At 71.8% G+C, this 24,293-nt stretch carries 25 protein-coding genes and 1 pseudogene; 12 read left to right on the top strand and 14 right to left on the bottom strand.

Translation table 11 applies throughout. From position 1 onward, the window contains the following. Window positions 1–100: 100 nt before the first annotated feature. Entirely contained in the window at window positions 101–589 is a 489-nt protein-coding gene (locus ACZ4VI_RS28060) for a F0F1 ATP synthase subunit B family protein (protein ID WP_468003604.1), read from the bottom strand. Between the two features lie 185 nt (window positions 590–774). Here ACZ4VI_RS28060 and sph point away from each other — a divergent pair, with 185 nt between their 5' ends. Continuing rightward, the gene (gene sph, locus ACZ4VI_RS28055) at window positions 775–1,752 is read left to right on the top strand and encodes a sphingomyelin phosphodiesterase (protein WP_468003602.1); all 978 of its coding nucleotides are present in this window, start codon (window positions 775–777) and stop codon (window positions 1,750–1,752) included. A gap of 123 nt (window positions 1,753–1,875) precedes the next feature. Here sph and ACZ4VI_RS28050 read toward each other — a convergent pair whose 3' ends face one another. Beyond that, on the bottom strand, window positions 1,876–2,136 hold the full coding sequence (locus ACZ4VI_RS28050) for a hypothetical protein (protein ID WP_468003600.1): 261 nt from the start codon (window positions 2,134–2,136) through the stop codon (window positions 1,876–1,878). 275 nt (window positions 2,137–2,411) lie between these two features. Here ACZ4VI_RS28050 and ACZ4VI_RS28045 point away from each other — a divergent pair, with 275 nt between their 5' ends. The 3 genes and pseudogenes from ACZ4VI_RS28045 (at window position 2,412) to ACZ4VI_RS28035 (ending at window position 4,646) form a co-directional block, all read left to right on the top strand. Beyond that, a complete protein-coding gene (locus ACZ4VI_RS28045; RefSeq protein ID WP_468003598.1) occupies window positions 2,412–3,896 on the top strand; it encodes an APC family permease in 1,485 nt (494 codons plus the stop codon). Between the two features lie 5 nt (window positions 3,897–3,901). Then, window positions 3,902–4,318 (top strand): annotated as a pseudogene (locus ACZ4VI_RS28040) (carbon-nitrogen hydrolase family protein); the annotation flags it as partial. A 175-nt stretch (window positions 4,319–4,493) separates the two neighbouring features. Continuing rightward, entirely contained in the window at window positions 4,494–4,646 is a 153-nt protein-coding gene (locus tag ACZ4VI_RS28035) for a hypothetical protein (protein WP_468003596.1), read from the top strand. On the opposite strand, the gene ACZ4VI_RS28030 is transcribed toward ACZ4VI_RS28035, so the two are convergent. Together ACZ4VI_RS28030 and ACZ4VI_RS28025 are read right to left on the bottom strand one after the other, a co-directional pair. Further along, complete coding sequence (locus tag ACZ4VI_RS28030) at window positions 4,643–5,128, bottom strand: hypothetical protein (protein WP_468003594.1); 486 nt, start codon at window positions 5,126–5,128, stop codon at window positions 4,643–4,645. The genes ACZ4VI_RS28035 and ACZ4VI_RS28030 overlap by 4 nt on opposite strands. Before the next feature lie 83 nt (window positions 5,129–5,211). Next, on the bottom strand, window positions 5,212–5,694 hold the full coding sequence (locus ACZ4VI_RS28025) for a macro domain-containing protein (RefSeq protein WP_468003593.1): 483 nt from the start codon (window positions 5,692–5,694) through the stop codon (window positions 5,212–5,214). Between the two features lie 77 nt (window positions 5,695–5,771). Here ACZ4VI_RS28025 and ACZ4VI_RS28020 point away from each other — a divergent pair, with 77 nt between their 5' ends. Further along, complete coding sequence (locus ACZ4VI_RS28020) at window positions 5,772–6,533, top strand: MerR family transcriptional regulator (protein ID WP_468003591.1); 762 nt, start codon at window positions 5,772–5,774, stop codon at window positions 6,531–6,533. A 4-nt stretch (window positions 6,534–6,537) separates the two neighbouring features. Here ACZ4VI_RS28020 and ACZ4VI_RS28015 read toward each other — a convergent pair whose 3' ends face one another. From ACZ4VI_RS28015 to ACZ4VI_RS28000, 4 genes are read right to left on the bottom strand one after another with little or no spacing between them, the layout of a single operon-like run. Beyond that, entirely contained in the window at window positions 6,538–8,709 is a 2,172-nt protein-coding gene (locus tag ACZ4VI_RS28015; protein WP_468003589.1) for a 3-hydroxyacyl-CoA dehydrogenase NAD-binding domain-containing protein, read from the bottom strand. Between the two features lie 34 nt (window positions 8,710–8,743). Beyond that, entirely contained in the window at window positions 8,744–9,961 is a 1,218-nt protein-coding gene (locus ACZ4VI_RS28010; protein ID WP_468003587.1) for an acetyl-CoA C-acetyltransferase, read from the bottom strand. 34 nt (window positions 9,962–9,995) lie between these two features. Continuing rightward, window positions 9,996–11,138 carry an acyl-CoA dehydrogenase family protein gene (locus ACZ4VI_RS28005; protein ID WP_468003585.1) on the bottom strand — a complete coding sequence of 381 codons (1,143 nt, stop codon included), beginning with the start codon at window positions 11,136–11,138 and terminating at the stop codon, window positions 9,996–9,998. Then, window positions 11,135–12,280, bottom strand: coding sequence for a CaiB/BaiF CoA transferase family protein (locus tag ACZ4VI_RS28000; protein ID WP_468003583.1), 1,146 nt, complete (start codon window positions 12,278–12,280; stop codon window positions 11,135–11,137). Before ACZ4VI_RS28000 ends, ACZ4VI_RS28005 begins: the two co-directional genes overlap by 4 nt. A gap of 180 nt (window positions 12,281–12,460) precedes the next feature. Here ACZ4VI_RS28000 and ACZ4VI_RS27995 point away from each other — a divergent pair, with 180 nt between their 5' ends. Continuing rightward, window positions 12,461–13,666, top strand: a complete 1,206-nt coding sequence (locus ACZ4VI_RS27995) for a saccharopine dehydrogenase family protein (RefSeq protein ID WP_468003582.1) — start codon at window positions 12,461–12,463, stop codon at window positions 13,664–13,666. Window positions 13,667–13,687: 21 nt separating this feature from the next. Here the strand turns inward: ACZ4VI_RS27995 and ACZ4VI_RS27990 are convergent, their stop codons facing one another. Further along, entirely contained in the window at window positions 13,688–14,104 is a 417-nt protein-coding gene (locus tag ACZ4VI_RS27990; protein ID WP_468003580.1) for a VOC family protein, read from the bottom strand. Window positions 14,105–14,153: 49 nt separating this feature from the next. Next, complete coding sequence (locus tag ACZ4VI_RS27985; RefSeq protein ID WP_468003579.1) at window positions 14,154–14,858, bottom strand: endonuclease V; 705 nt, start codon at window positions 14,856–14,858, stop codon at window positions 14,154–14,156. Between the two features lie 84 nt (window positions 14,859–14,942). Between ACZ4VI_RS27985 and ACZ4VI_RS27980 the strand changes: the two genes are divergently transcribed. Further along, complete coding sequence (locus tag ACZ4VI_RS27980; RefSeq protein WP_468003577.1) at window positions 14,943–15,242, top strand: YciI family protein; 300 nt, start codon at window positions 14,943–14,945, stop codon at window positions 15,240–15,242. On the opposite strand, the gene ACZ4VI_RS27975 is transcribed toward ACZ4VI_RS27980, so the two are convergent. Further along, window positions 15,239–16,309 carry a WD40/YVTN/BNR-like repeat-containing protein gene (locus ACZ4VI_RS27975; protein WP_468003636.1) on the bottom strand — a complete coding sequence of 357 codons (1,071 nt, stop codon included), beginning with the start codon at window positions 16,307–16,309 and terminating at the stop codon, window positions 15,239–15,241. The two genes, ACZ4VI_RS27980 and ACZ4VI_RS27975, sit on opposite strands and share 4 nt — an antisense overlap. 198 nt (window positions 16,310–16,507) lie before the next feature. On the opposite strand from ACZ4VI_RS27975, the gene ssgD reads away from it, so the two are divergent. From ssgD to ACZ4VI_RS27960, 3 genes are all read left to right on the top strand, one after another. Next, a complete protein-coding gene (gene ssgD / locus ACZ4VI_RS27970; RefSeq protein WP_468003575.1) occupies window positions 16,508–16,918 on the top strand; it encodes a spore wall synthesis regulator SsgD in 411 nt (136 codons plus the stop codon). A gap of 276 nt (window positions 16,919–17,194) precedes the next feature. Then, entirely contained in the window at window positions 17,195–18,832 is a 1,638-nt protein-coding gene (locus ACZ4VI_RS27965) for an ABC-F family ATP-binding cassette domain-containing protein (RefSeq protein WP_468003573.1), read from the top strand. Between the two features lie 205 nt (window positions 18,833–19,037). Further along, window positions 19,038–20,012: an acyl-ACP desaturase gene (locus ACZ4VI_RS27960; RefSeq protein ID WP_468003572.1), complete on the top strand. Its 975-nt coding sequence runs from the start codon at window positions 19,038–19,040 to the stop codon at window positions 20,010–20,012. 83 nt (window positions 20,013–20,095) lie between these two features. Here ACZ4VI_RS27960 and ACZ4VI_RS27955 read toward each other — a convergent pair whose 3' ends face one another. The 3 genes from ACZ4VI_RS27955 to ligD form a co-directional block, all read right to left on the bottom strand. Further along, the gene (locus ACZ4VI_RS27955; protein ID WP_468003570.1) at window positions 20,096–20,377 is read right to left on the bottom strand and encodes a WhiB family transcriptional regulator; all 282 of its coding nucleotides are present in this window, start codon (window positions 20,375–20,377) and stop codon (window positions 20,096–20,098) included. A 77-nt stretch (window positions 20,378–20,454) separates the two neighbouring features. Next, the gene (locus ACZ4VI_RS27950) at window positions 20,455–21,195 is read right to left on the bottom strand and encodes an SAM-dependent methyltransferase (RefSeq protein WP_468003569.1); all 741 of its coding nucleotides are present in this window, start codon (window positions 21,193–21,195) and stop codon (window positions 20,455–20,457) included. 247 nt (window positions 21,196–21,442) lie between these two features. Further along, window positions 21,443–22,462 (bottom strand): non-homologous end-joining DNA ligase, encoded by a 1,020-nt coding sequence (gene ligD / locus ACZ4VI_RS27945; RefSeq protein WP_468003567.1) that lies wholly within the window; start codon window positions 22,460–22,462, stop codon window positions 21,443–21,445. Window positions 22,463–22,514: 52 nt separating this feature from the next. On the opposite strand from ligD, the gene ACZ4VI_RS27940 reads away from it, so the two are divergent. Continuing rightward, on the top strand, window positions 22,515–23,573 hold the full coding sequence (locus tag ACZ4VI_RS27940) for an ATP-dependent DNA ligase (protein ID WP_468003565.1): 1,059 nt from the start codon (window positions 22,515–22,517) through the stop codon (window positions 23,571–23,573). A gap of 443 nt (window positions 23,574–24,016) precedes the next feature. Then, window positions 24,017–24,214, top strand: a complete 198-nt coding sequence (locus tag ACZ4VI_RS27935) for a hypothetical protein (protein WP_468003634.1) — start codon at window positions 24,017–24,019, stop codon at window positions 24,212–24,214. Window positions 24,215–24,293 lie beyond the last annotated feature (79 nt).

The raw sequence follows: 24,293 nt of genomic DNA, 5'->3' as shown, positions 1-24,293 counted from the left end.
ACGACCGCCCCCCCCCACAAACACCCCCCCACCCCCCCCCCTCCCCCCCCCCCCCCTCCCCCCCCCCCCCCCGGCCCCGATCTCGTGGTGCGTGGGTGCGTCAGCCGCGGTCGGCGCCGACCGGCTCGCCGACGATGCGGCCGGCCAGGGCGCGCGCCCAGGCGTCGACGTCGGCGGTGAGCTCGCGCTCGGCGGCGGCGCGCTCGGCGGCGATGCGCTCGCTGCCGGCGGCGAGGATCGCCTCGCGCTCGCGGATGCCCTCGGCGCGGGCGGCGGCGATGGCGGCCGCGCCCTCCTCGGTGGCCTGCGAGCGGATGCGGGCCGCCTCGTGGCGGGCCTCGGCCAGCTCGGCCTCGTACTGCTCGCGGATCTGCGTGGCCTCGGCGCGCAGGTCGTCGGCGCGCTCGGTGCCGCCGGCGATGGCGTCCTCGCGCTCGGCGAGGGTGCGGTTGATCCTTGGCAGGATGCCCTTCGCCAGGATGAGGAAGGTGAGGCCGAACAGCACCGCGCCAAGGATGAGCTCAGCCGTGACGGGGTTCAGCGGACCGAGGTCCATGTCGAAGATCTTCGAATTCTGCGCGAGGGTCATGCGCGCATGATACCCGCTCGGAAAATCGACAATTTCCGCACCCGCCGAACGCGCGCACCCACGCGCGCACGTCGTGCTGACATGACCGCGCAAGGTTTCCGGCACCCAATGGCTACCGCAAGGTAACTACGGCTGGTTTGATGTGCGGCGCTGCTCCAACCCCCCACCTACACACGGGAGTTTCTGTGCCGCTCGCCGCACACCGCCGTCGTGCCTCCGGCGCCGCCCTGTCCCTGGCGCTCGCCGCCGCGACCCTGGCCACCGCAGCCCCCTCGGCCTCGGCCGCCGAGACCCCCCGCCTGAAGGTGCTCAGCTACAACGCCTTCCTCTTCAGCAAGACGCTCTACCCGAACTGGGGCCAGGACCACCGGGCCCAGGCGATCCCCGCCGCCCCCTTCTACCAGGGCCACGACGTCGTCGTGATCCAGGAGGCCTTCGACAACTCCTCCTCGGACGCGCTCAAGGCGAACTCGGCCGCCCAGTACCCGTACCAGACCCCGGTCATGGGGCGCAGCAGGACCGGCTGGGACGCCACGAGCGGCGCCTACTCCGCCACGACGCCGGAGGACGGCGGCGTGACGATCCTCAGCAAGTGGCCGATCGTCCGCAAGGAGCAGTACGTCTACAAGGACGCCTGCGGCGCCGACTGGTACTCGAACAAGGGCTTCGTCTACACCGTCCTCGACGTGAACGGCGCCAAGGTCCACGTCGTCGGCACGCACGCCCAGTCCACCGACCCGGGCTGCTCGGCGGGCGAGGCGGCGCAGATGCGCAGCCGCCAGTTCAAGGCGATGGACGCCTTCCTCGACGCCAAGAACATCCCGGCGAACGAGCAGGTCATCGTGGCCGGCGACATGAACGTCGACTCCCGGACGCCCGAGTACGGCACGATGCTCAGCGACGCGGGCCTGGCCGGCGCGGACGCCCGCACCGGTCACCCGTACTCGTTCGACACCCAGGAGAACTCGATCGCCTCCTACCGTTACCCGACCGACCCGCGCGAGGACCTCGACTACGTCCTGTACCGCTCGGGCAACGCGCGCCCGGCGAACTGGACGAACAACGTGGTCCTGGAGAAGAGCGCGCCCTGGACGGTCTCCAGCTGGGGCACGAAGTACACGTACACGAACCTCAGCGACCACTACCCGGTGACGGCCTTCTGAACAGCCTGACTGGCATGAACTGCATGAACTGTATGAACTGATCTCATCGGCCCGCCGCGCCTTCCAGGCACGGCGGGCCGACGCATGTCCACGCCGCAGTGCACGGGTGCCCCCAGGACCGCGTCAGCGCTCCGCCGACCAGCCGGTCGCGGCGCGGCCGTACGAGTACAGGGCGGCGACGACCTCCTGGGGTGAGCGCCGCCCGGCCAGGACGTCCATCTGGTAGCCGTCCTCCATCGCGACGAAGTTGGCGGCGATCATGCGCGCGGAGTCCGTCAGGCTGAAGTGTCCCTGGGCCTCGCCGAGCACCAGGATCCCCTGGTAGACGCTGATCTGGCGTTCCGTGAGAACGCTGTCGAGGGCGGCAGCCTTCGGGTCGCGCACGGTCCTGCGGGCCGGCCGCCACGCCGAAGGCGATGCAGGAGCGCAGCCGCTCTCGGGCGTCCTCGTGCCGCTCCGCCTCGGCCTCCCGGTCCCGGCAGAACCGCTCGATGGCCTGCTGGAACGTCTCGTACATCAGCGCGTCGAGGTCCTCGTAGTAGTAGAGGACCGCCGCCGGGGTGACACCCGCCTCCTCCGCCACGTCCCCGCGGCCTCGCTCAGCTGGGCCCGTCGCGCCTCCTGGTCCTTGCGCCTACGCTCCTCATGGGAAGGGCGTCATGACCACCAACCACGCGGGGCCGCCCCCGCTCACCGAGAAGGGTCTGCGCGGCGATTCCGTGGGCCTGCTCGCCACGGTCGCTCTCGGACTCGCGTCCGTCGCCCCGGCGTACAGCATCGCCGTCACCCTGGGCCTGGTGACCCTCACGGTCGGCGATCTCGCCCCCGCCGCCCTGCTCCTCGGCTTCGTGCCGATCCTCCTGACGGCCTTCGCCTTCCGGGAACTGAACCGGCGGATGCCGGACTGCGGAACGACCTTCGTCTGGAACACCCGGGCCTTCGGCCCCGCCGCCGGCTGGCTGGTCGGCGGCTGGACGGTGCTGGTCGCCACCGTCATCGCAATGACCGCGCTGGCCCAGGTCGGCGCGTCCGCGCTGCTCGCCCTGCTGGGTCTCGACGCGGCGGCCGGGAGCCGCCTCGCCGTGACCGCCGTCGCGGTCCTCCTGATCGGCCTCGTCACCACCGTCGCGTACCGCGGCGTCCAGCTCGCCGCCCATGTGCAGTACGCCATGCTCGGCGTCCAGCTCGTGGCGCTGCTCGCCTTCGGCGTCGCGGCCTTCGCCCGGGACGGCGCGGCCGCACCATCCCTGAGCTGGCTCAACCCGTTCGCCTTCGACGGCTTCGGCCCCTTCGCCGAGGCGGTCCTGCTGAGTCTCTTCATCTACTGGGGCTGGGATGCGCTGATCACCTTCAACGAGGAGACGGTCGACAGCGGACGCACCCCCGGCAGGGCCGCGATCGCCTCGACCCTGATCCTCCTCGTCACGTACCTCTTCACGGCCTTCGCCGCGATCTCCTATGCGGGGACCGGCGTCTCGGGCCTCGGGCTCGGCAACGAGGAGAACACCGCCGACGTCCTCACCCAGCTCGCACCGCCGGTCCTCGGCGACGCCCTGAGCCGGCTCGTCACGCTTGCCATCGCGGTCTCCGCCGTGGGGGCCATGCTGACCGTCGCGAGCTCCGCGCCCCGGAGCACACTGTCGATGAGCGCGCACGGCGCTCTGCCGACCGCCTTCGGGCGCACCCATCCCCGCTTCCTCACCCCGGCCTTCGGAACGGTGTTCTTCGGCGCGGCGGCCGCCGTCGTACTGGTGCTGCTCACGCTCGTCTCGACCGGTTTCCTGGGCGACGCCATCCTGTCGATCGGCCTGCTGATCGCCTTCTACTACGGCGTCACCGGTCTCGCCTGCGCCTGGCACTTCCGCGCGGAGCTGCGGAACTCCGCGCGGGACCTGCTGGTCAAGGGCGTACTGCCGGCGCTCGGCGGCCTGATCATGCTGGCGGCCTTCGTTCGCAGCGCGTACGACATGATCGACCCCGCCTACGGCTCCACCTCGCTGGGTGGTGTCGGCGGAGTCTTCCTGCTCGGCGTCGGCTCGATCGTCCTCGGGGCCGTGGTGATGCTGCTCGTGCGCACGCGCCACCCCCGCTTCTTCCGCCACGGACGTACGTCCGTGACCACCCTGTCTGTCACGGAGAACTGAGCCTCATGCGCACACTCGCCATCGCCGCCGTCCAGACCACACCGGTGGCCCACGACCTGAGCGCCTCCTGGCAACGATTCGCCGACCAGGTGAGGGCGGTGCGGGACACCTTCCCCCACGTCCAGCTCGTCGTCGTGCCGGAGCTGATGCTCTCGGCCGAGGCGCCGCTGCTCCATGCCCGCCCGGACTGGATGAAGGAGGCGGCCGTACGGATCCCGGGGCCGCTGACCGACCGGATCCGCGGGCTGGCCCGGGAGACCGGGCTCTGGCTGGTGCCGGGCAGCCTCTACGAGCAGGCGGACGACGGTCACGTCTACAACACGGCCCTCGCCGTCTCCCCGGACGGGGAGATCGTCGCCCGCTACCGCAAGATCTTCCCGTGGCAGCCGTACGAACAGACCCGCCCCGGCGCTGAGTTCGTCGTCTTCGACCTGCCCGGCATCGGCCGCGCGGGGCTGGCGATCTGCAACGCCTGGACCAACCAGGTGTACGTCGTCAACGTCAACGCGGCGGACCCGGCCGGGGGTCGGGGCCAGCCTGATCGTCGACCCGGAAGGGACGGTCCGCCAGCAGGCGGGCGGCGGCGAGGAGGTCCTCGTGGATGTCCTCGACCTGAACACCGTGACGCGCGTCCGTGCGTACGGCTCCGCCGGCCTCAACCGCCCCTGGGCGCAGCTCGCCCGCTACGGCGAGCGGATCGAACTGCCGATGTACGGCGGCCGGTTCGTACCGGCGCCGGGCAATTCCTAGTACCCGTACATGCCGAACTGGGTGTAGACCCAGAGCCCCACGATCCCCGCCACGCACACCAGCACCACCCAGGAGCCGAAGCTCGTGTGCCGCCTCGTGCGCGGGCGGGCGGGCTTGGCGGCCGGGCGGCGCTCCTCGCGGGCGGGGCGCGGCCTGGGGGCCGCGGTGCGCGCCCGGGAGGGCTCCGTGTCCGCGGCGGTGACGTCGGCGAGCAGGCGGCGGCAGACCGCGGCCAGTTCGGCCGTCCCGACGGAGAGGTCGACCACGATCTCGGAGCGGGCCGGCGCCGTGGTGCCGCCGTCCAGGAGGCGCCCGGCGCGCAGCCGGGCCTGGTTCCTGCCGCCGGTCGGGGCCAGGCTGATCCAGCGCCCCACGTGCTCGCCGCGGATCACCACGCCGCCGCCCCGCTCCCGGTACACGGTGTGTTCCCGCCACAGGACCGCGGCCAACTCCGTGGCCGTCTCCCTGAGTTCCGTGTACATGACCCTCCCCTGTCACCACGCCCCGTATCGAACAGGCATGTGACTCTAGCGGCAGGTACACGCCATCCGATCCCCGGGGCGGGCTACGCCTCGAAGTCGTACACGGTGACCGGTATCCCCCGCGCCGTCAGCCGCTCGGCGATGAGCGGCTCGATCCGGGGCCACTTCCCGCCGGCAAGACCGCAGCCGATCCGGGGCATGTGTACGGACGCCCCCAGCTCCTCCGCCTTGTCGGCGAGCAGCCCGAGCGCCGCGTCGATCGCCTCGTACCGCACCGGCACGCCCGTGCTCCGGCCCGTCCGTATCCCCCGCTGCCCCACCAGATTGGCCACCCAGACGTTCGGCCCGACCGACACGAACTGGGCGGCCCCCAGCCCGAAGTCGTTCCCCGCCCGCTCGCGGTGCCAGCGCCGGTACGCCGCCTCCGGCTCCGGCCAGCGGCGCGACAGGGCCACCACGAACCCCTTGCCCCAGCCGCCCAGGTCGTTGCAGACATGCGCGATGATCTTGACGCCCTTGCCCTGCGGCGCGCTGGCGTCCCCCCGTGCGTACGTGATCTCCGACATGCCCTCACCGTACGGGCCGGCACTGACATCGAGCCCGTGCTTTTACAGCGCCAGTGAGACAGCAATACTGTTGAATCATGGCCACCGAGACCGAAGCGCAGCCCGAGCAGCCCGAGGAGCACCAGCAGGCGCCGACGTTCACCGTCGACGAGCTGGCCGCGCGGGCGGGTGTCACCGTGCGGACCGTGCGGTTCTACAGCACCAAGGGGCTGCTGCCGCCGCCCGTCATCGGGCCGCGCCGGGTCGGGCACTACGGGCCCGGGCACCTCTCGCGGCTCGCGCTGATCGAGGAGCTCCAGCGCCAGGGGATGACCCTCGCCGCCATCGAACGGTATCTGCACCAGCTCCCGCCCGACCTCAGCGAGCGGGACCTCGCCGTCCACCGGGCCCTGATCGCCGCCTGGGCGCCCGAGTCCGCCGAAGAGATCACCCGGCGCGAGCTGGAGCGGCGCGCCGGGCGGGCCCTCGCCGACGAGGACGTCGACCGCCTCGCGGCGATGGGGGTCCTCGACAAGGGCGCCGACCCGGACGTCTTCCGGCTCGACGCCTCGCTGCTGCGGCTCGGCGTCGAGCTGCTCGACGTGCCCATCGCGCACGAGACGATCCTCGCCTCCCGCACCGTCCTCCTGGAGCACGCGCGCGTGGCGGCCCAGGAGTTGTCCCGGCTCTTCCGGGAGGAGGTCTGGAATCCGTACCGGGAGAGCGCCGAGGACCCGGATCACCTGGCCGCCATGAAGTCGCTCTCCGCGCACATGCAGCCGATGGTGATCCAGGCCCTCGTCACGGCCTTCCAGCGCTCCCTCAGCGAGGAGCTGCGGACGGCCTTCAGGAGCCCCTGAGCAGCTAGTCCGTGAACACCTCGCCCCGCTCTGCCTTCTCCACGAGCAGCGCCGACGGCTGGAAGCGGTCCCCGTACGTCTCCGCCAGCTCACGCGCGCGTGCCACGAAGCCGGGCAGCCCGCCCTCATACCCGTTGATGTACTGGAGCACACCACCGGTCCAGGCCGGGAAGCCGATGCCCATGATCGAGCCGATGTTCGCGTCGGCGACCGATGTCAGGACGTTCTCCTCCAGGCAGCGGACCGAGTCCAGCGCCTCGGAGAAGAGCATCCGTTCCTTCATGTCCTCGAAGGGGATCGTCACGTCGGAGCGCGTGAAGTGTTCGCGCAGTCCCGGCCAGAGCCCGACCCGCGTGCCGTTCTCGTCGTACGCGTAGAAGCCCGCGCCGCCGCTGCGTCCCGTACGCCCGAACTCGTCGACCATGCGGTCGATCACCGCGTCCGAGGGGTGCCCGGCCCACGTGCCGCCGGCCTCCTCGATCGCGCGCCGCGTCTCGTTGCGGATCTTCCGCGGCAGGGTGAGCGTCAGCTCGTCCATCAGGGAGAGCACCTTGGCCGGGTACCCGGCCTGCGCCGCCGCCTGCTCGACCGAGGCCGGGTCGGCGCCCTCGCCGACCATGGCGACGCCCTCGTTGATGAACTGGCCGATCACGCGCGAGGTGAAGAAGCCGCGCGAGTCGTTGACGACGATCGGGGTCTTCTTGATCTGCCGTACCAGGTCGAAGGCGCGGGCGAGGGCCTCGTCGCCGGTGCGCTCGCCCTTGATGATCTCCACGAGCGGCATCTTGTCGACCGGGGAGAAGAAGTGCAGGCCGATGAAGTCGACCGGGCGGGAGACCCCTTCGGCGAGGACGGTGATCGGCAGCGTGGAGGTGTTGGAGCAGAGCAGGGCGTCCGGCTCGACGATGTCCTGGATCTCCTGGAAGACCTTGTGCTTGAGCGCGGTGTCCTCGAAGACGGCCTCGATCACGGCGTCGCAGCCCGCGAGGTCGGCGGGGTCGGCGGTCGGGGTGATTCGGGCGAGCAGCTCGTCCGCCTTCGCCTGGGTCGTACGGCCCCGGGACACGGCCTTGGCACACAGCTTCTCGGAGTAGCCCTTGCCCTTCGCCGCGGCGTCCGCCGAGACGTCCTTGAGGACGACCTCGATGCCCGCGCGGGCGCAGGAGTACGCGATGCCGGCGCCCATCATGCCCGCGCCGAGGACGGCGACCTTGCGGACGGGGCGCGGCTCGATGCCCTGGGGGCGGTTGGCGCCGGAGTTGACGGCCTGGAGGTCGAAGAAGAACGCCTGGATCATGTTCTTCGCCGTCTGGCCGGTGACCAGTTCGGTGAAGTAGCGGGCCTCGATGGTCAGCGCGGTCTCGAAGTCGACCTGGGAGCCCTCGACGGCGCAGGCGAGGATGTTGCGCGGGGCCGGGTAGGGGGCGCCGTTCAGCTGCTTCTTCAGGTTGGCCGGGAAGGCCGGCAGGTTGGCGGCGAACCGCGGGTTCGACGGGGTCCCGCCGGGGATCTTGTACCCCTTGACGTCCCAGGGCTGCTGCGACTCGGGGTTCGCGTCGATGAAGGCGCGCGCCTTGGCGAGCATCTCCTCGGGCGTGGCCGCCACCTCGTGGATCAGGCCGTTCTCGAGCGCCCGCTGCGGGGCGTACTGGGTGCCCTGGAGCAGCACCTTCAGGAGGGCGTCGGCGATGCCCATGAGCCGTACGGTACGGGTGACGCCGCCGCCCGCCGGGAGGAGACCGAGCGTGACCTCGGGCAGGCCGATCTTGGAGCCGGGCGCGTCGAGCGCGATCCGGTGGTGGGAGGCGAGGGCGATCTCGTAACCGCCGCCGAGCGCCGCGCCGTTGATGGCGGCGACGACGGGCTTGCCGAGGGTCTCGATGCGCCGCAGGGAGCGCTTGATCTCCGTGCCGGTGTCGAAGGCGAGCTGGGCGTCCTCCGGCCGGAGCCGGATCATGTCCTTGAGGTCGCCGCCGGCGAAGAACGTCTTCTTGGCGGAGGTGTAGATGATGCCGCGGATGGAGTCCTTCTCGGCCTCGGCGCGGTCGGCGATCGCCGCGATCGAGTCCTTGAACGCCTGGTTCATGGTGTTCGCGGACTGGTGGGGGTCGTCGAGGACGAGGGTGACGACGCCGGTCTCGTCCTGCTCCCAGCGGATGGTGGTGCTCTGGCTCATTGCTGCTTCTCCGTAAGGCTGGTGGGGCGGACGGTCAGACGCGCTCGACGATCGTGGCGATGCCCATGCCGCCGCCGACGCACAGCGTGGCCAGGCCGTAGCGCTTGTCCTGGCGCTCCAGCTCGTCGATGAGGGTGCCGAGGATCATCGCGCCGGTCGCGCCGAGCGGGTGGCCGAGCGCGATCGCGCCGCCGTTGACGTTGACCTTGTCGAGGCTGATGCCCATGTCCTTGACGAAGCGGAGCACGACGCCCGCGAACGCCTCGTTGATCTCGACCAGGTCGATGTCGTCCATGGTCAGGCCGGCCTTGGCGAGTGCCTTACGGGTCGCGGGCGCGGGTCCGGTGAGCATGATGGTGGGCTCGGAGCCGGAGACGGCGGCGGCGACGATCCGGGCGCGCGGGGTGAGCCCGTACCGCTCCCCGACCTCCTTGGAGCCGATGGCGACGAGCGAGGCGCCGTCGACGATGCCGGAGGAGTTGCCGGCGTGGTGGACGTGGTCGATCTTCTCCACCCAGTGGTACGTCTGCAGCGCGACGGCGTCGAAGCCGCCCATGTCGCCGATCGCGGCGAAGGAGGGCTTCAGGGCGGCCAGCGAGTCGGCGGTGGTGCCGGGGCGCATGTGCTCGTCGTGGTCGAGGACGACCAGGCCGCTGCGCCGGTCCTTGACGGGGACGACGGAGCGGTCGAAGCGGCCGTCCTTCCAGGCGGCCGCGGCGCGCTCCTGGGAGAGCGCGGCGTACTCGTCGACGTCGCGGCGCGAGAAGCCCTCGATGGTGGCGATCAGGTCGGCGCCGATGCCCTGGGGGACGAAGCCGGTCTCGAAGTTGGTCATCGGGTCGGCGAACCAGGCGCCGCCGTCGGAGGCCATCGGGACACGGGACATGGACTCGACGCCGCCGGCGAGAACGAGGTCCTCCCAGCCCGAACGGACCTTCATCGCGGCCATGTTGACGGCTTCGAGGCCGGAGGCACAGAAGCGGTTCTCCTGGACGCCGGCGACGGTGTCGGGGAGGCCCGCGGCGATGGCGGCGATCCGGGCGATGTCGGAGCCCTGGTCGCCGACCGGTCCGACGACGCCGAGGACGATGTCGTCGATCGCGGCCGGGTCGAGTCCGGGAAAGCGGTCGCGGATCTCGTGGATGAGTCCGACGACCAGGTCGATGGGCTTGGTGCCGTGCAGGGCGCCGTTGGCCTTGCCGCGGCCGCGCGGGGTGCGGATCGCGTCGTACACGTACGCTTCGGTGCTCACGAGAAGCCTTTCAACGATGAGGGTGAAGAGAGAGCTAGCCCAGCAGGGAACGTCCGATGATCTCCTTCATGATCTCGGTCGTCCCGCCGTAGATGGTCTGGATGCGGCCGTCGGTGAACGCCCTGGCGACCGGGAACTCGGCCATGTAGCCGTATCCCCCGTGGAGCTGGAGGCAGCGGTCGGCGACCCGCTTCTGCAGCTCGGTCGCCCACCACTTGGCCATCGAGGCGTGGACGGCGTCGAGTTCCCCGTTCGAGTGATCGACGATGCACCGGTCGAGGAACGTCCGGGTGACGGCGCACTCGGTCGCCATCTCGGCGATCTCGAAGCGGACGTGCTGGAGCTTGGCGAGCGGACGTCCGAAGGCCTCGCGCTCCTTCACGTACCGCGTGGTGATCTCCAGGAGGTGTTCGGCGGCGGCGATGCCGGCCACGGCGATGGCCATCCGCTCCTGGGCGAGATTGGTCATGAGGTGGACGAAGGCGCCGTCGAGCTCGCCGAGGAGGTTCTCCTTGGGGACGCGGACGTCGTGGAAGAAGAGTTCGGCGGTGTCCTGCGACTTCTGGCCGATCTTGTCGAGGTTCCGGCCGCGCTCGAAGCCCTCCATGCCGCGTTCGACGACGAGGAGCGAGAGCCCGTGCGCGCCGCCTTCGGGGGTCGTCTTCGCGACCACGATCACCAGGTCGGCGAGGATGCCGTTGGAGATGAAGGTCTTGGAGCCGTTGAGCAGCCAGTGGTCGCCGCGGTCCTCGGCGCTGGTGCGGATCCCCTGGAGGTCGGAGCCGGCGCCCGGCTCGGTCATCGCGATGGCGGTGATCAGCTCGCCGGTGCAGAAGCCGGGCAGCCAGCGGCGCTTCTGCTCCTCGGTGGCGAGCGAGGTGAGGTACGGCCCGATGATGTCGTTGTGCAGGCCGAGGGCGATGCCGGGCGCGCCGGCCCGGGTGAACTCCTCGGCGAGGACGGCGCTGTAGCGGAAGTCGGGGTTGCCGCCGCCTCCGTACTCCTCGTCGACCGCGAGGCCGAGCAGCCCCTGCCGCCCGGCGGCGCGCCAGGCCTCGCGCGAGACGATGCCGTCCTTCTCCCACTGCTCGTAGTGGGGCAGCACCTCCTTGGCGAGGAAGGTACGGACGGTCTCGCGGAAGGCCTCGTGGTCGGCGGTGTAGAGCTGGCGCTTCATGCTTCGTACTCCTGGCCTTTCAGGGAGGGGACGGCCCAGTCGCGGGCGATCTCGTCGGTGTCGGCGCCGGGCCGGGCGGGGCCGGTACGGACGGTCCCGGGGGTGACGGAGAAGCGGGGTGCGGGGGCGGGCTGGGTGAGGCCGCCGTGCTCGACGAAGGTGGCGCGGGCGGCGAGGTGCGGGTGGGCGGGGGCCTCGCGGAGCGAGAGGACGGGGGCGACGCACGCGTCGCTGCCGGCGAAGACGGCCGTCCACTCGTCTCTCGTACGGGTACGGAAGCGGGCGGCGACGGCGGTACGGAGCTCGTCCCAGCGGCCGAGGTCGCGGCGGGCGGGGGCGACGTCCTCGATGCCGAGGAGCCGGACGAACTCCTCGTAGAACTGCTGCTCAAGGGCGCCGACGGCCATGTACTGCCCGTCGGACGTCTCGTACGTGCCGTAGAAGGGGCAGCCGCCGTCCAGCAGGTTGACGCCGCGCCGGTCCTGCCAGCCGCCGGCCGCGAGCATGCCGTGGATCATGGTGGCGAGGTGGGCGGCGCCGTCGACGATGGCCGCGTCGACGACCTGGCCCACGCCGTGCGCGCGGGCGTGCTGGAGCGCGGCGAGGACGCCGACGACGAGGTAGAGCGAGCCGCCCGCGTAGTCGCCGACGAGGTTGGCGGGGACGGTGGGCGGGCCGTCCGGGTCGGGTCCGATCATGCCGAGCGTGCCGGTGATGGCGAGGTACGCGATGTCGTGCCCGGCGCTCGCGGCGAGCGGTCCGTCCTGGCCCCAGCCGGTCATCCGGCCGTAGACGAGCTTCGGGTTGCGGGCGAGGCAGGCGTCCGGGCCGACGCCGAGGCGCTCGGCGACGCCTGGCCGGTAGCCCTCGATCAGGATGTCGGCCCGCTCGACCAGGTCGAGGACGGTCGCGGGACCGCCGTCGGCCTTGAGGTCGACGAGGGCGGAGCGCTTGTTGCGGTTGGTGAGGTCGTACGCGGGGTCGATGCCGAGCCCCGCCCCGCCGGGCCGGTCGACCCGTACGACGTCGGCGCCGAGGTCGGCCAGGAGCATGGCCGCGAACGGCCCGGGCCCGATCCCGGCCAGCTCCACCACGCGCACCCCGGAGAGCGGTCCGTTCCGGGCGTCCCGGGTCTCTGCCATCTGGCCCCCAAACCGTGTGTGACACCATCGCTGTAACACCAGTGATGCTAGGAACACGTTCCACTCCGCACAAGCCCCCTGGCCGAGCAAGCGCTTGGAAATTGTGCCGCCGCGGAGTTCCGCTAGGCTCCGCCGACGACACGCGCCCGGAGAGGGGCGCAGGCGAAGGCGAGGGGCTGGATGGAGACAGGGGCGGTCGCGGGGCGGGGTGCCGGAGCGAGACCGTACGACGTCGTCCTCTTCGGGGCGACGGGGTTCGTGGGCGAGCTCACCGCGGAGTATCTGGCCGAGCACGCTCCCGTCGGGTGCCGGTGGGCACTCGCCGGGCGCAGCCGCGCCAAGCTGACGGCTCTGCGGGAGCGGCTGGCGGCGCGGTGGCCCCGGTGCGCCGAGCTGCCGCTGGTGGTCGCGGACTCCTCCGACGCGGACGCGCTGCGCGAACTCGCCGCGTCCACCCGGGTGGTGGCCACCACGGTCGGTCCGTACGTCTGGTACGGCGAGGGCCTGGTGGCGGCGTGCGCGGAGGCCGGCACGGACTATGTCGACCTCACCGGCGAGACGGAGTTCGTCGACGAGATGTACGTACGGTACGACGCGCGCGCCCGGGAGACGGGGGCGCGGATCGTGCACGCGTGCGGCTTCGACTCCGTACCGCACGATCTGGGCGTGTACTTCACCGTCCAGCAGCTGCCGCAGGACGTGCCGCTGCGGATCGACGGCTTCGTCCGCGCCGGCGCGATCTTCTCGGGCGGGACGTTCGCGTCGGCCCTGACGGCCATGGGACGTGGCCGGGAGATCCTGCGCGCCGCGCGCGAACGGCGCCTGCACGAGCCCCGGTTGATGGGCCGACGGGCACGGGCGCCGCTCGGCGCGCCGCGCTTCAGCCAGGAGACCGGCACCTGGGCGCTGCCGCTGCCGACGATCGACGCGCAGGTGGTGGCGCGCTCGGCGCGGGCGCTCGCGTCGTACGGCCCCGACTTCCGTTACCGGCACTACGCCTCGGTCAAGACCCTCCCGATGGCCCTCGGCGGCACCGCCGTGGTCGGCGCGGGCCTGGCGGCGGCCCAACTGCCTCCCGTACGACGCTGGCTGATGGACCGCTACGAGCCGGGCCGGGGCCCGAGCGCGGAGCGGCGCGCACGCAGCTGGTTCTCCGTGCGCTTCGTCGGCGAGGGCGGCGGGCGCCGCGTCTTCACGGAGGTCTCGGGCGGCGACCCGGGGTACGACGAGACGGCGAAGATCCTCGCCGAGTCGGCGCTCTGCCTCGCCCTGGACGACCTGCCGAAGACCTCGGGGCAGGTCACCACGGCGGTCGCGATGGGCGACGCGCTGCTGGGCCGGCTGCGGGAGGCCGGCATCCGCTTCCGGGTGGCGTACAAGGGCTGACGCCCGGCCTCCCGACGAGCCTCAGTGGCGCACGAGACAGAAGGGGTGGCCGGCCGGGTCCGCGTAGGTCCGCCAGGCCCGGTCGCCGCCCCCGCCGTCGAGCTGCCACGCCCCGAGCGCGAGGACCGCGTCGTGGGCGGCTTCCAGGTCGGCCACCCGGACGTCGAGATGGAACTGCTGCTCGGGCGCGCCCCAGACGGGCGGCCGGTGGTCGGCCACGCCCTGGAAGGCGAGCACCGGCGCACCGGCGGCGTCGTGCAGGGTGGCCCACCCGTCGCCGACGGCCCACTGGGGATCGGGGCGATTGATCTCACCGCCGAGCAACTGCTGGTAGAACCGGGCCAGTTCCATGACGTCGGTGCAGTCGAGCACGACGCACTGGAGGGTGCCGATGCCGCTGCCGGCGGCGCGCGGCGCGGCGGAGACGGGGATTGTCATGCGCCCAGCCTGCCGCCCGTCATCGCGCACCGCCAATCCGTACGCGTACTCAGTCGTCCTCTTCAGCCCCCAGGGCCTCACGGAGGGCGCGCCGGCACAGGGAGTCGGCGTGGCGGGTGGTCTCGGGGATGCGGTAGCGGGGGGCGAGCAGGAGGGTGTGGGCGCAGGCGTTGTCGAGGGAGACCCGGTGACCGACGGAGACGAAGACGGGCTTCACCCCGGCCTGGGTACGCAGGGCGCGGCCGACCTCTTCGTCACCCGCCATCAGCGGGCTGAAGTCGCCGCGGTCCGGGCCGGGTTGGTCGTAGACGAAGGTGAACGGGTTCTTCGCGACGCCGATCGACGGGCGTCCGGTCAGCACGCCCAGATGGCTCGCGAGGCCGAAGCGCCGCGGGTGGGCGAGGCCGTAGCCGTCGCAGACGAGCAGCCCCGGGTCGGCGGTCAGCGAGGCGAGCGCGGCGAGCACCGTCGGGATCTCGCGGAAGGCGAGGAGTCCGGGGACGTACGGGAACGACACCCGGCCGACCGCCGTGGCCTCCTCCACCACGTCGAGCGTCCGGGCGTCGAGCACGACGGCCGCGGCGGCGACGAGATCGCGCTCGTCGTCGTACGCCACGTCGAGCCCCGTGACATGCCCCGTACCGGGAGCCGGTCCCGGCTCGTCCAGGACGAGCCGGGACCGCAGCTCCGCCTGCACGGCGCGGGCCGTCGTCTCGTCGGTGGGCCAGCCCTCGGGAACGTCGATGATCTTCATGATGACGGCCACCCTACGGCGCCCCCGCGTCCGGCAGGCGAGCGGTTTCCCGCCGCTTCCCGGACCCCGGGTAGCCTGCCGGTCATGTTCGTACTGGAATTGACCTACACCGCCCCCGTCGAGCGGGCGGACGCGCTGCTCGACGCGCACATCGAGTGGCTGGACGCGCAGTACGCGGCAGGCGTGTTCATCGCCTCGGGGCGGAAGAACCCGCGCGACGGCGGTGTCATCCTCGCCGCCGGGGTCGACCGCGCGGAGATCGAGAAGATCGCGGCGGCCGACCCGTTCACCGTCGAGGGCGTGTGCGCGTACCGGATCACGGAGTTCTACGCGACCAAGACGGCCGACGCGCTCGCCCCGTACCGGGAGCAGCTGCCCTCCTAACCCCTGCCGAGGCGGGCGATGCGGCCCTTCTCGCCGGAGGCCCAGCACGCGCCGTCCCGCGTGCAGTCGACCGTGTCGTACGAGCCGGTGTCGACGGTCCGCCAGGTGCGGCCGCCGTCCGTCGTCAGGTCCGTGCCGGTCGGGCCGACCGCGAGGGCGGCCGTACGGGAGTGCGGGAGCCAGGCGACGCCCGAGCGGTACGCGGGCGGCGGGGCCGAGGCGGCGCTCCAGCCGCGGCCGCCGTCGCCGGTGACCGCGGCCGCCTGCGGTGAGGGCTGGTCCTTGCGGTAGTCGCCGCCGACCGCGATCCCGTGCGTACGGTCGCGGAAGGCGAGCGCGAAGACGCCCCGCGCCGGGTCGCCCGCCGGGATCGTCGTCTCGGCGACGGTCCAGGTCAGACCCCGGTCCCCGGAGTGCAGCACGCGCGCCGTTGCCCCGCCGCCGGTCGCCAGCCAGACGTCCTTCGGGCCCGAGGAGACCAGGCACTGGCCGCTCGCCGCGAACCCCGCCTCGCCGGGCAGCGCCGCCGGCATCCCCGCGTCCGGCAGCACCGCCCACGAACGGCCGCCGTCCCGCGTGGAGAGGATCCGGTACTTCCCGTCCACGGGGTCGCTCATGGCGAGCCCGTGCCGGTGGTCGAAGAACGTCACGCAGTCGTAGAACGCCCGCGGGTCGGTGTTGCGGAACGACTCCGTCCAGCTCTCTCCGCCGTCGTCGGTGCGCAGGATCCGGGACGCCTCGCCCTCCCCGATGGCGAGGACGACGGCGCGCCGGGCGTCGAACGCCTCCACGTCGCGGAACTGCAGCTCCCCCGCTCCCGGCGGCGACACGTTCTGCCAGCTCCGGCCGCCGTCGGTGGTCCGCAGGACCGTTCCCTTCGAGCCCGCGGCCCAGGCCGTCGAACGGTCGACCGCCGCGAGCCCCCGGAAGCGGGCATCCGTTCCGGTCTCCGTCAGCTGCCAGCCGGCACCCGGCGAGGCGACCTGCGACGCGCCGTCCGACGCGCCGTGCGCCGGGACCGTCAGGGCGGTCAGCGCCAGGGCCGCCGCGCTCAGCCCCACCGACATCGTTCGTCTCGTCTTCCCCTTGGACGTCATGGCGCGGGAAACTAATGCACCCCTGTACACCCGTCCAGACCGCCTCGTGCCGGACGCGCGCGGTGACACAGCTCACGTGACCCCCCAGTGCACGTTCCGGCCCCTTCGTTCGTCTTCCCTTGTGTCAGGGAGACGTCAGGAACCGAAGCCGCGCGACAGGAGCTGGCCTTGTCCACCGTCATCGAGCAGGCCGTTCAGGCCCGTCTGGTCGCATCCGCTCCCCGGATGGAAACCGTCCCCGCCACGCTGCGGTACGACCGCGAGGATCCGTTCGCGGTGAGCATGGCGTTCCCGCCGCCCGCGACGCTGGAGGGCGTCGAGGTGTCCTGGGCGTTCTCGCGCGAGCTGCTCGCGGAGGGCGTGGACGGGCCGGCCGGGCTCGGGGACGTCCGGGTCCGCCCGTACGGATACGACCGCACGGTCGTCGAGTTCCACGCGCCGGAGGGCGTGGCCGTGGTGCACATCCGCACGTCCGAGCTGCGGCGCTTCCTGAAGCGGTCGCAGCACCTGGTGCCGGCCGGGCGCGAGCACCAGTACCTGGACTGGGACCAGGATCTGGCCCAGCTCCTGGACGACTGAGTTCGCGCTTCGGACGACTCCCGAGTCGTCCCCGTAAATCGTTTGCCGCCCGCTCAACTCCCGGCGTACGGTCCTGATCTGGCCCAGTTGTCGCCCGATCGGAGAAGGCCGTTGTACGTCTGAGGATGCGAGACACCGTGCCGCGCGTGCCTCCTGCTGCCCCGTGCAGCGCCGCGTGTGCCGTCTTCGCCCTCGGCGTACGAGCATGTCAGCCTGCCCGCGCCCCGGTGTCTCACCCGTTGCCCCAGCCCACGCTCTCGCAACAGGGAGGCCTCCATGGCGACCCATCCCACGTTCATCACCTGCTCGTCCCTGTCCTTCTCCTGGCCGGACGGCACCAAGGTCCTGGACGACTTCCGGCTCGCGGTCGGCCCCGGCCGGACCGGCCTTATCGGTCTGAACGGCTCCGGAAAGTCGACGCTCCTCAAGCTCATCGCCGGTGAGTTGACACCCACCGACGGCACGGTCCGTACGGTCGGCCACGTCGGCTACCTCCCGCAGAACCTGGTCCTCGACACCGCGCTGCGGGTCGACGAGGCCCTCGGGATCGCGGCGACCCGGGCCGCGCTGCACGCCATCGAGGCGGGCGATCCCGCCGAGGAGCACTTCGCGGCGGTCGGCGACGACTGGGACGTGGAGGAGCGGGCCCGCGCCACACTCGACCAGCTGGGGCTCGGCCACATCGGTCTCGACCGGACCATCGGCGAGGTGTCCGGCGGCGAGTCGGTCCTGCTGCGGCTCGCGGCGCTGCTGCTCGCCCGGCCGGACATCCTGCTGCTCGACGAGCCGACGAACAATCTCGATCTGTACGCGCGCAACCGGCTCTACGAGGCGGTGGACGCCTGGTCCGGCGTCCTGGTCGTGGTCAGCCACGACCGCCAACTCCTGGAGCGGGTCGACCAGATCGCCGATCTCCACGACGGCGACGTCACCTGGTACGGCGGCGCCTACTCGGCGTACGAGGAGACACTCGCCGCCGAACAGGAGGCGGCGGAGCGGATGGTGCGGGTCGCCGAGGCCGACGTACAGCGGCAGAAGCGGGAACTCTCCCACGCGCACCTGAAGTTGGCGCGGCGCAGGCGGTACGCGCAGAAGAGCGCCCAGAACAAGGTGGTGCCGAAGATCGTCGCCAACAGCCGCAAGAGCGAGGCGCAGGTGTCGGCGGGCAAGCACCGCGCCCTGCACACCGAGCGACTGGCCGAGGCGCGGGAGCGGCTCGACGCGGCGGTGGAGGCGGTACGGGACGACGACGAGGTCCGGATCGAGCTGCCGCGCACCACGGTCCATCCGGGCCGCCAGGTGCTGACGCTGCGCGACCTTGAGCTGCGGTACGGCGCCCGGGTGGGCGGCGAGTTCGAGCTGCGCGGGCCGGAGCGGATCGCGCTCGTCGGCCGGAACGGGGCCGGCAAGACGACGCTGCTGCGGACGATCGCCGGGGAGCTGGACCCCGTCTCCGGCTGGGTCGTGACCCATGTGCCGCTGCGCTTTCTGCCGCAGCGACTCGACGTGCTCGACGACGACCTGAGCGTGGTGGAGAACGTCGTCCGGTTCGCTCCCGAGGCGACGGCGAACGCCATCAGGGCGCGGCTCGCGCGGTTCCTGTTCCGGGGCGGCCGGGCGGATCAGCCGGCCGGGACGCTGTCGGGCGGGGAACGCTTCCGGGCGACACTCGCGGCGCTGCTACTCGCCGAACCGGCACCGCAGCTGCTGATGCTGGACGAGCCGACGAACAATCTGGACATGGCGTCGGTACGGAAGCTGACGGCCGCCCTCGAGGCGTACGAGGGGGCGCTGATCGTGGCCAGCCACGACGTGCCGTTCCTGGAGTCGCTGGGGATCACCCGCTGGCTGCTGCTCGACGGCGAGCTGCGGCCGACGACCGCGGAGGAGGGTGAGGCCGACCATCTGCTCTGAGTAGTCATGATCGCGCCACCTCGGCTGCCAAGGGGCCGGTGACCTGCCTCTCCGTACACGTCCACCAGCTGCGTACATAACGGAACGTAACCGGACATCGCCGAGACGGGCTTGGCCGAGGCCTTACGGGGCCTTAACCTACGGTCTCGTAACCTACGAATCCGTAGGTAGTTCCGTATGCCCTTCTCCGTCCCCAGGAGTCCCCGTGACGCTCACCTCTCCCCACCTCGGCAGCTCGACAGGGTGGACCGACGCGCGGCTGCTCTACGCGCTGGAAGAGGTGGTGGAGAAGGAGCTGAACCGGCACCTGAAGGTCACCAAGGACTGGATGCCGCACGAGTACGTCCCGTGGTCCGACGCCCGCAACTTCCCGGGCTTCTTCGAGGACGGCGAGGCCTGGGACCCGTCGCAGTCCAAGGTCACCGAGATCGGCAAGATCGCCCTCGTGGTCAACCTGCTGACCGAGGACAACCTGCCCAGCTACCACCACGAGATCGCCAGCCTCTTCGGCCGCGACGGCGCCTGGGGCACCTGGGTGCACCGCTGGACCGCCGAGGAGGGCCGCCACGGCATCGTGATGCGCGACTACCTGCTGGCCTCGCGCGCCGTGGACCCGGACAAGCTGGAGCAGTTCCGGATGGCGCACATGAGCGAGGGCTTCGAGTCCGACAACCGGCACTCGATGCTGCACTCGGTCGCGTACGTCGCCTTCCAGGAGCTGGCCACCCGCATCTCGCACCGGAACACCGGGCACCAGTCGGGCGACCCGGTCTGCGACCGGATGCTGGCCCGCATCGCCACCGACGAGAACCTGCACATGGTCTTCTACCGCAACCTGCTGGGCGCGGCCTTCGAGATCGCTCCCGACCTGACGATGCAGGCCGTGCGCGACGTGGTCGTCAACTTCCGGATGCCGGGACACGGCATGCCGGGGTTCGAGCGGGCGGCGGCGCAGATGGCGATCGGCGAGATCTACAACATGCGCATCCACCACGACGACGTCCTGCAGCCGGTCCTGCGCTTCCTCAAGGTGCTCCAGATCGACGGGCTCGGCCCGGAGGGTCTGAAGGCCCAGGAGGAGCTGGGGCTCTACATGGACGGCCTGGACAGCGAGGCGTCGAAGTTCGACGAGAAGCTGGCGGCCCGCAAGGCGCGCATGGCGGCCCGCAAGGCCGGCTGACCGCCTGTTTCCCGGCGGGCCGGCCCGGCCCGCTCCCGCGGCCGGCTGACCCGCCCGCTGCCGCCGGCCGCCCTGCGCGCGCCTTACGGGCGGAGGCGGCGGCCCGCGCCCTCCGCGCGCTTCAGCCGCCCCCGCTCCTTCTCCGAGAGCCCGCCCCACACCCCGAAGCGCTCGTCGTGCTCCAGCGCGTACTGGAGGCAGGCGACCCGCCCCTCGCACGCCCCGCAGAGCTGCTTCGCCTCGCGCGTCGAGGAGCCGGGGGCCGGGAAGAAGAACTCGGGCCCGGCCTGGGCGCACAGGGCGTTCTCCTGCCAGGACATGTCGGGGGCGGCCGGGGCGGTCATCACGGTGGTGTCGGTCTGCATGGCCGCCAATCTGCCGGTCGGCCGTAAACGGTCCATCAACGTTCGATCAATGCGGCGCGCCGGGCATCCCCACGCCGTCAGTCATGCTCGCCGGGCCGGCGGAACAGCGCCGTCCAGAGGAACGCCTCGCCGAAGTGCGGGGAATCGGCCGGCTCGTCCCGCATGCGGCGCAGTTCGATCTCCGTCAGGTCGGAGAAGATCCAGCGCAGGGACTCCGGCGTGTAGGCGAGCCCGCCGTGCAGCCCCGGCTCGCGGTAGAAGTCGGCGTCGGGCAGCTCCGAGCCCATCGCGCCGGACGCGAAGCACGTCAGGGCGAGATGGCCGCCCGGCGCGAGCAGCCGGTCGAGCAGCGCGAGGTAGCTGATGCGACGGTGCGGCGGCAGATGGTGGAAGCACCCCGAGTCGACGATCAGGTCGTACGGTCCCGCGAGCGCGCTGCCGGCGAGCGCGAAGGCGTCCCCGCGGTGGAACCGCACCTCCGCGCCGGCTTCCCGGGCCCGCTGTTCGGCCCAGGCGATCGCCTCGTCGGAGAGGTCCACGGCGTCCACCTCGAAGCCGAGGGACGCCAGATGCAGGGCGTTGCGCCCCGGGCCGCAGCCCAGATCGAGGACCCTGCCCGGTGCCACCCACCCGCGGTCGAGGTACGAGACGAGGCTCTCGTCCGGCTTGTCGACGAAGAACGGCACCCCCTTGGAGCGGTCGCCGTAGAAGCCGTTCCACCAGCCGGCCGCGTCGGCCGTCCAGCGGTCGGCCTCCGGCGCGAAGAGCCCGTCGAGGAGCTTCAGCACATCGTCGACGGCACGTATGTTCCGGTCCATCCGGCACCCCTTTCCCGATGGAGAGAACGGTAGGGGTGATCGCCCTGAAAGCCCAGCTCAGAGGGGGTTTCACGAGCGGCGCGGACGGGCGTGTACGGCCGTCGCCGGGGAGGGGGCGCGGGGGCCGGTCGGCCCACTCATGATCACCGGTGCGCGCGTGCCGACGGGCCCGCCGAGGGCCGTCAGGGGGCCTTCCCGCGCGGCGCGGGACCGGGTTTTCCACGGCCCCGAGACGCCCCCTGCCGGGTCACTCGCTCTTCTTCGCCCGGCTCGGCTGGACCCGCTTCGGTTCGCCCGGCATCTTCGGGTACTCCGGCGGGTACGGCAGGTCACCGAGCCCGTGTTCCGCCTCGTCGCGGCGGGCCAGTTCCAGCAGGCTCTCCAGGCTGAACCGGTGCTCGTCCATGCCGGCGTGGACGTCGCCCTTCTCCGCGTACCGGGCCTGCATGGTCTTGATGTCGAAGTCCCGCGGCTCCGCGTCGTCGATCTCCTCCCAGCTCAGCGGGGCGGAGACCGGGGCGTGCGGGCGGGGTCGTACGGAGTAGGCGGAGGCGATCGTGCGGTCGCGGGCGGTCTGGTTGTAGTCGACGAAGATCTTCTGGCCGCGCTCCTCCTTCCACCACTTGATCGTCACGCGCTCCGGCATCCGGCGCTCCAGCTCACGGCCGCAGGCGATGGCCGCGCGGCGGACCTGGGTGAAGGTCCACAGAGGCTGGATCGGTACGAAGACGTGCATGCCGCGCCCGCCCGAGGTCTTGGGCCAGCCGCGCAGTCCGTGCTCGTCCAGGACGGCGCGCAGTTCGTGGGCGGCGCGTACGGCGTCGGTGTAGTCCGTGCCGGGCTGGGGGTCGAGGTCGATGCGCAGCTCGTCGGGGTGGTCGGTGTCGTCGCGCCGTACCGGCCACGGATGGAAGGTGACCGCACCGAGGTTGGCCGCCCACAGGACGGCGGCGGGCTCGGTGGGGCACATCTCGTCGGCGGACCGCCCGCTGGGGAAGGTGATGTGCGCGGTCGGGATCCAGTCCGGGAGGTACTTGGGGGCGCGCTTCTGGAAGAAGGACTCGCCGGTGACCCCGTCGGGGTAGCGCTCCAGGGTGGTCGGCCGGTTCCGCAGCGCGCGGGTGATGCCGTCGCCGACGGCCAGGTAGTAGCTGACCATGTCGAACTTGGTGTAGCCGGTTTCGGGGAAGTACACCTTGTCCGGATTGGAGACGCGTACGGTCCGCTCTCCGACCACCAGTTCCACCGCTGCCGCCTTGCTCGCCATGCGTGCCAGCGTAGGGCTCGCAGACATTACCCGCATACCGGACAATCAGTCCATGGATCTGCCGGTGATGCCGCCCGTGAAGCCGATGCTGGCCAAGTCCGTGAAGAACATTCCGCCGGGCATGCAGTACGAGGCGAAATGGGACGGCTTCCGTGCCATCGTGCACCGCGACGGCCCGGACCTGGTCATCGGCAGCCGCACGGGCAAGCCGCTGACCCGCTACTTCCCCGAGCTCGTCGAGGCACTGCTCGCCCGGCTCCCGCAGCGGTGCGTGGTCGACGGCGAGATCGTCATCGAGCACGGCGGACGGCTCGACTTCGACCGGCTCACCGAGCGCATCCACCCCGCCGACTCCCGGGTGCGCATGCTCGCCGAGAAGACCCCGGCCCGGTTCATCGCCTTCGACCTGCTCGCCCTCGGCGACGACTCCCTCCTCGACACCCCGCTCACCGACCGGCGGGCCGCCCTGGAGGAGGCCCTGCGCGGAGTCGACGCCCCGGTCCATCTGGCGCCCGCGACGACGGACCCGGAGGTCGCGGCGCGCTGGTTCGAGCAGTACGAGGGGGCCGGTCTGGACGGGGTGATCGCCAAGCCGCTGGATCTTCCGTACCGGCCGGACGCCCGGCTCATGTACAAGATCAAGCACGAGCGCACGGCGGATGTGGTCGTGGCCGGCTACCGCTTCCACAAGAGCGGGCCCGTGGTCGGTTCGCTGCTGCTCGGCCTGTACGACGACGCCGGCACCCTCCAGCACGTCGGCGTCTGCGCGGCCTTCACGGCCAGGCGCCGCGAGGAGCTGGTCGCCGAGCTGGAGCCGCTGCGGATGGACCCGCCCGACGGGCACCCGTGGGCGGCCTGGGCGGAGGAGGCCGCGCACGCGGGGGCCCGGCTGCCGGGCGCGCCGAGCCGCTGGTCGGGCAAGAAGGACCTGTCCTGGGTGGCGCTGCGGCCGGAGCGGGTCTGTGAGGTGGGGTACGACCACATGGAGGGCGACCGGTTCCGGCACACAGCCCAGTTCAAGCGGTGGCGGCCGGACCGGACGCCGGAGTCGTGCGGGTACGAGCAGCTGGAGGAGCCGGTCTCGTACGACCTGTCCGAGGTGCTGACGTAGACGTCAACTTACCCACCCGTAACCAGAGTTCAACCATCCGCACACGATCACCCCGCATGGGATTCACACCCTCCGGCCCCTGCCGCCGGGAGTGAGATGCTTCACACTCGGGCACGCGCCACCGAGCCCGCGTTCGGTGAACAGTCGAGCGATTCGAGGGGCCGGTCCGAGGCGAAGATCGGCCCGCGCGGCGCGCACCTGCGGGAACACCGCGAGGCGTGGCGCGGCGCCGGCCGGGGGCGGGTCCTGAGCGTCCGTACACCCCACCGAACGGGCGCCGGGCCGTTGCTCCACGGAGACCTCCCCGTCGACGAACCAGGAAGCCCATCCTGTACGTATGGAGAGGGAGACCCCGACTCCGCATCCGTACCCACAAGGACTGACCCGTGATCACCTCGCCCTCGCCCCTCGTACCCGTCCCGATCCCCGACCGTGTGGCCGCCATGATCGGCTCCTGTCTGCCGCTGCACGTCCTGCAGGCGGAGGTCGACGCCGACTGTGCGGCGCGTGAGGTGCTCCGGTTCCGGGGGCCGCTCTGCGCGGAGGACCGGGCGGACCGTGAGCACGCGCTCTCGGTGCTGGCCCGGGCGAACAAGATCCTGGCCAAGCACCACCCGCTGCTTCCCGTACGCCCGAACTAGCCGGTCCGTAGGCGCCGATACGCGTATCCGGTCCGTACGCGTTGGCCCGTTCGGGGCGCGGACCCGGCGCCGCACCGGT

It is taken from the genome of Streptomyces sp. NPDC029169 (genome assembly GCF_055563935.1).
Note: the sequence above shows the minus strand (reverse complement) of the source record. Positions and strands in the feature narration are given on the sequence as shown.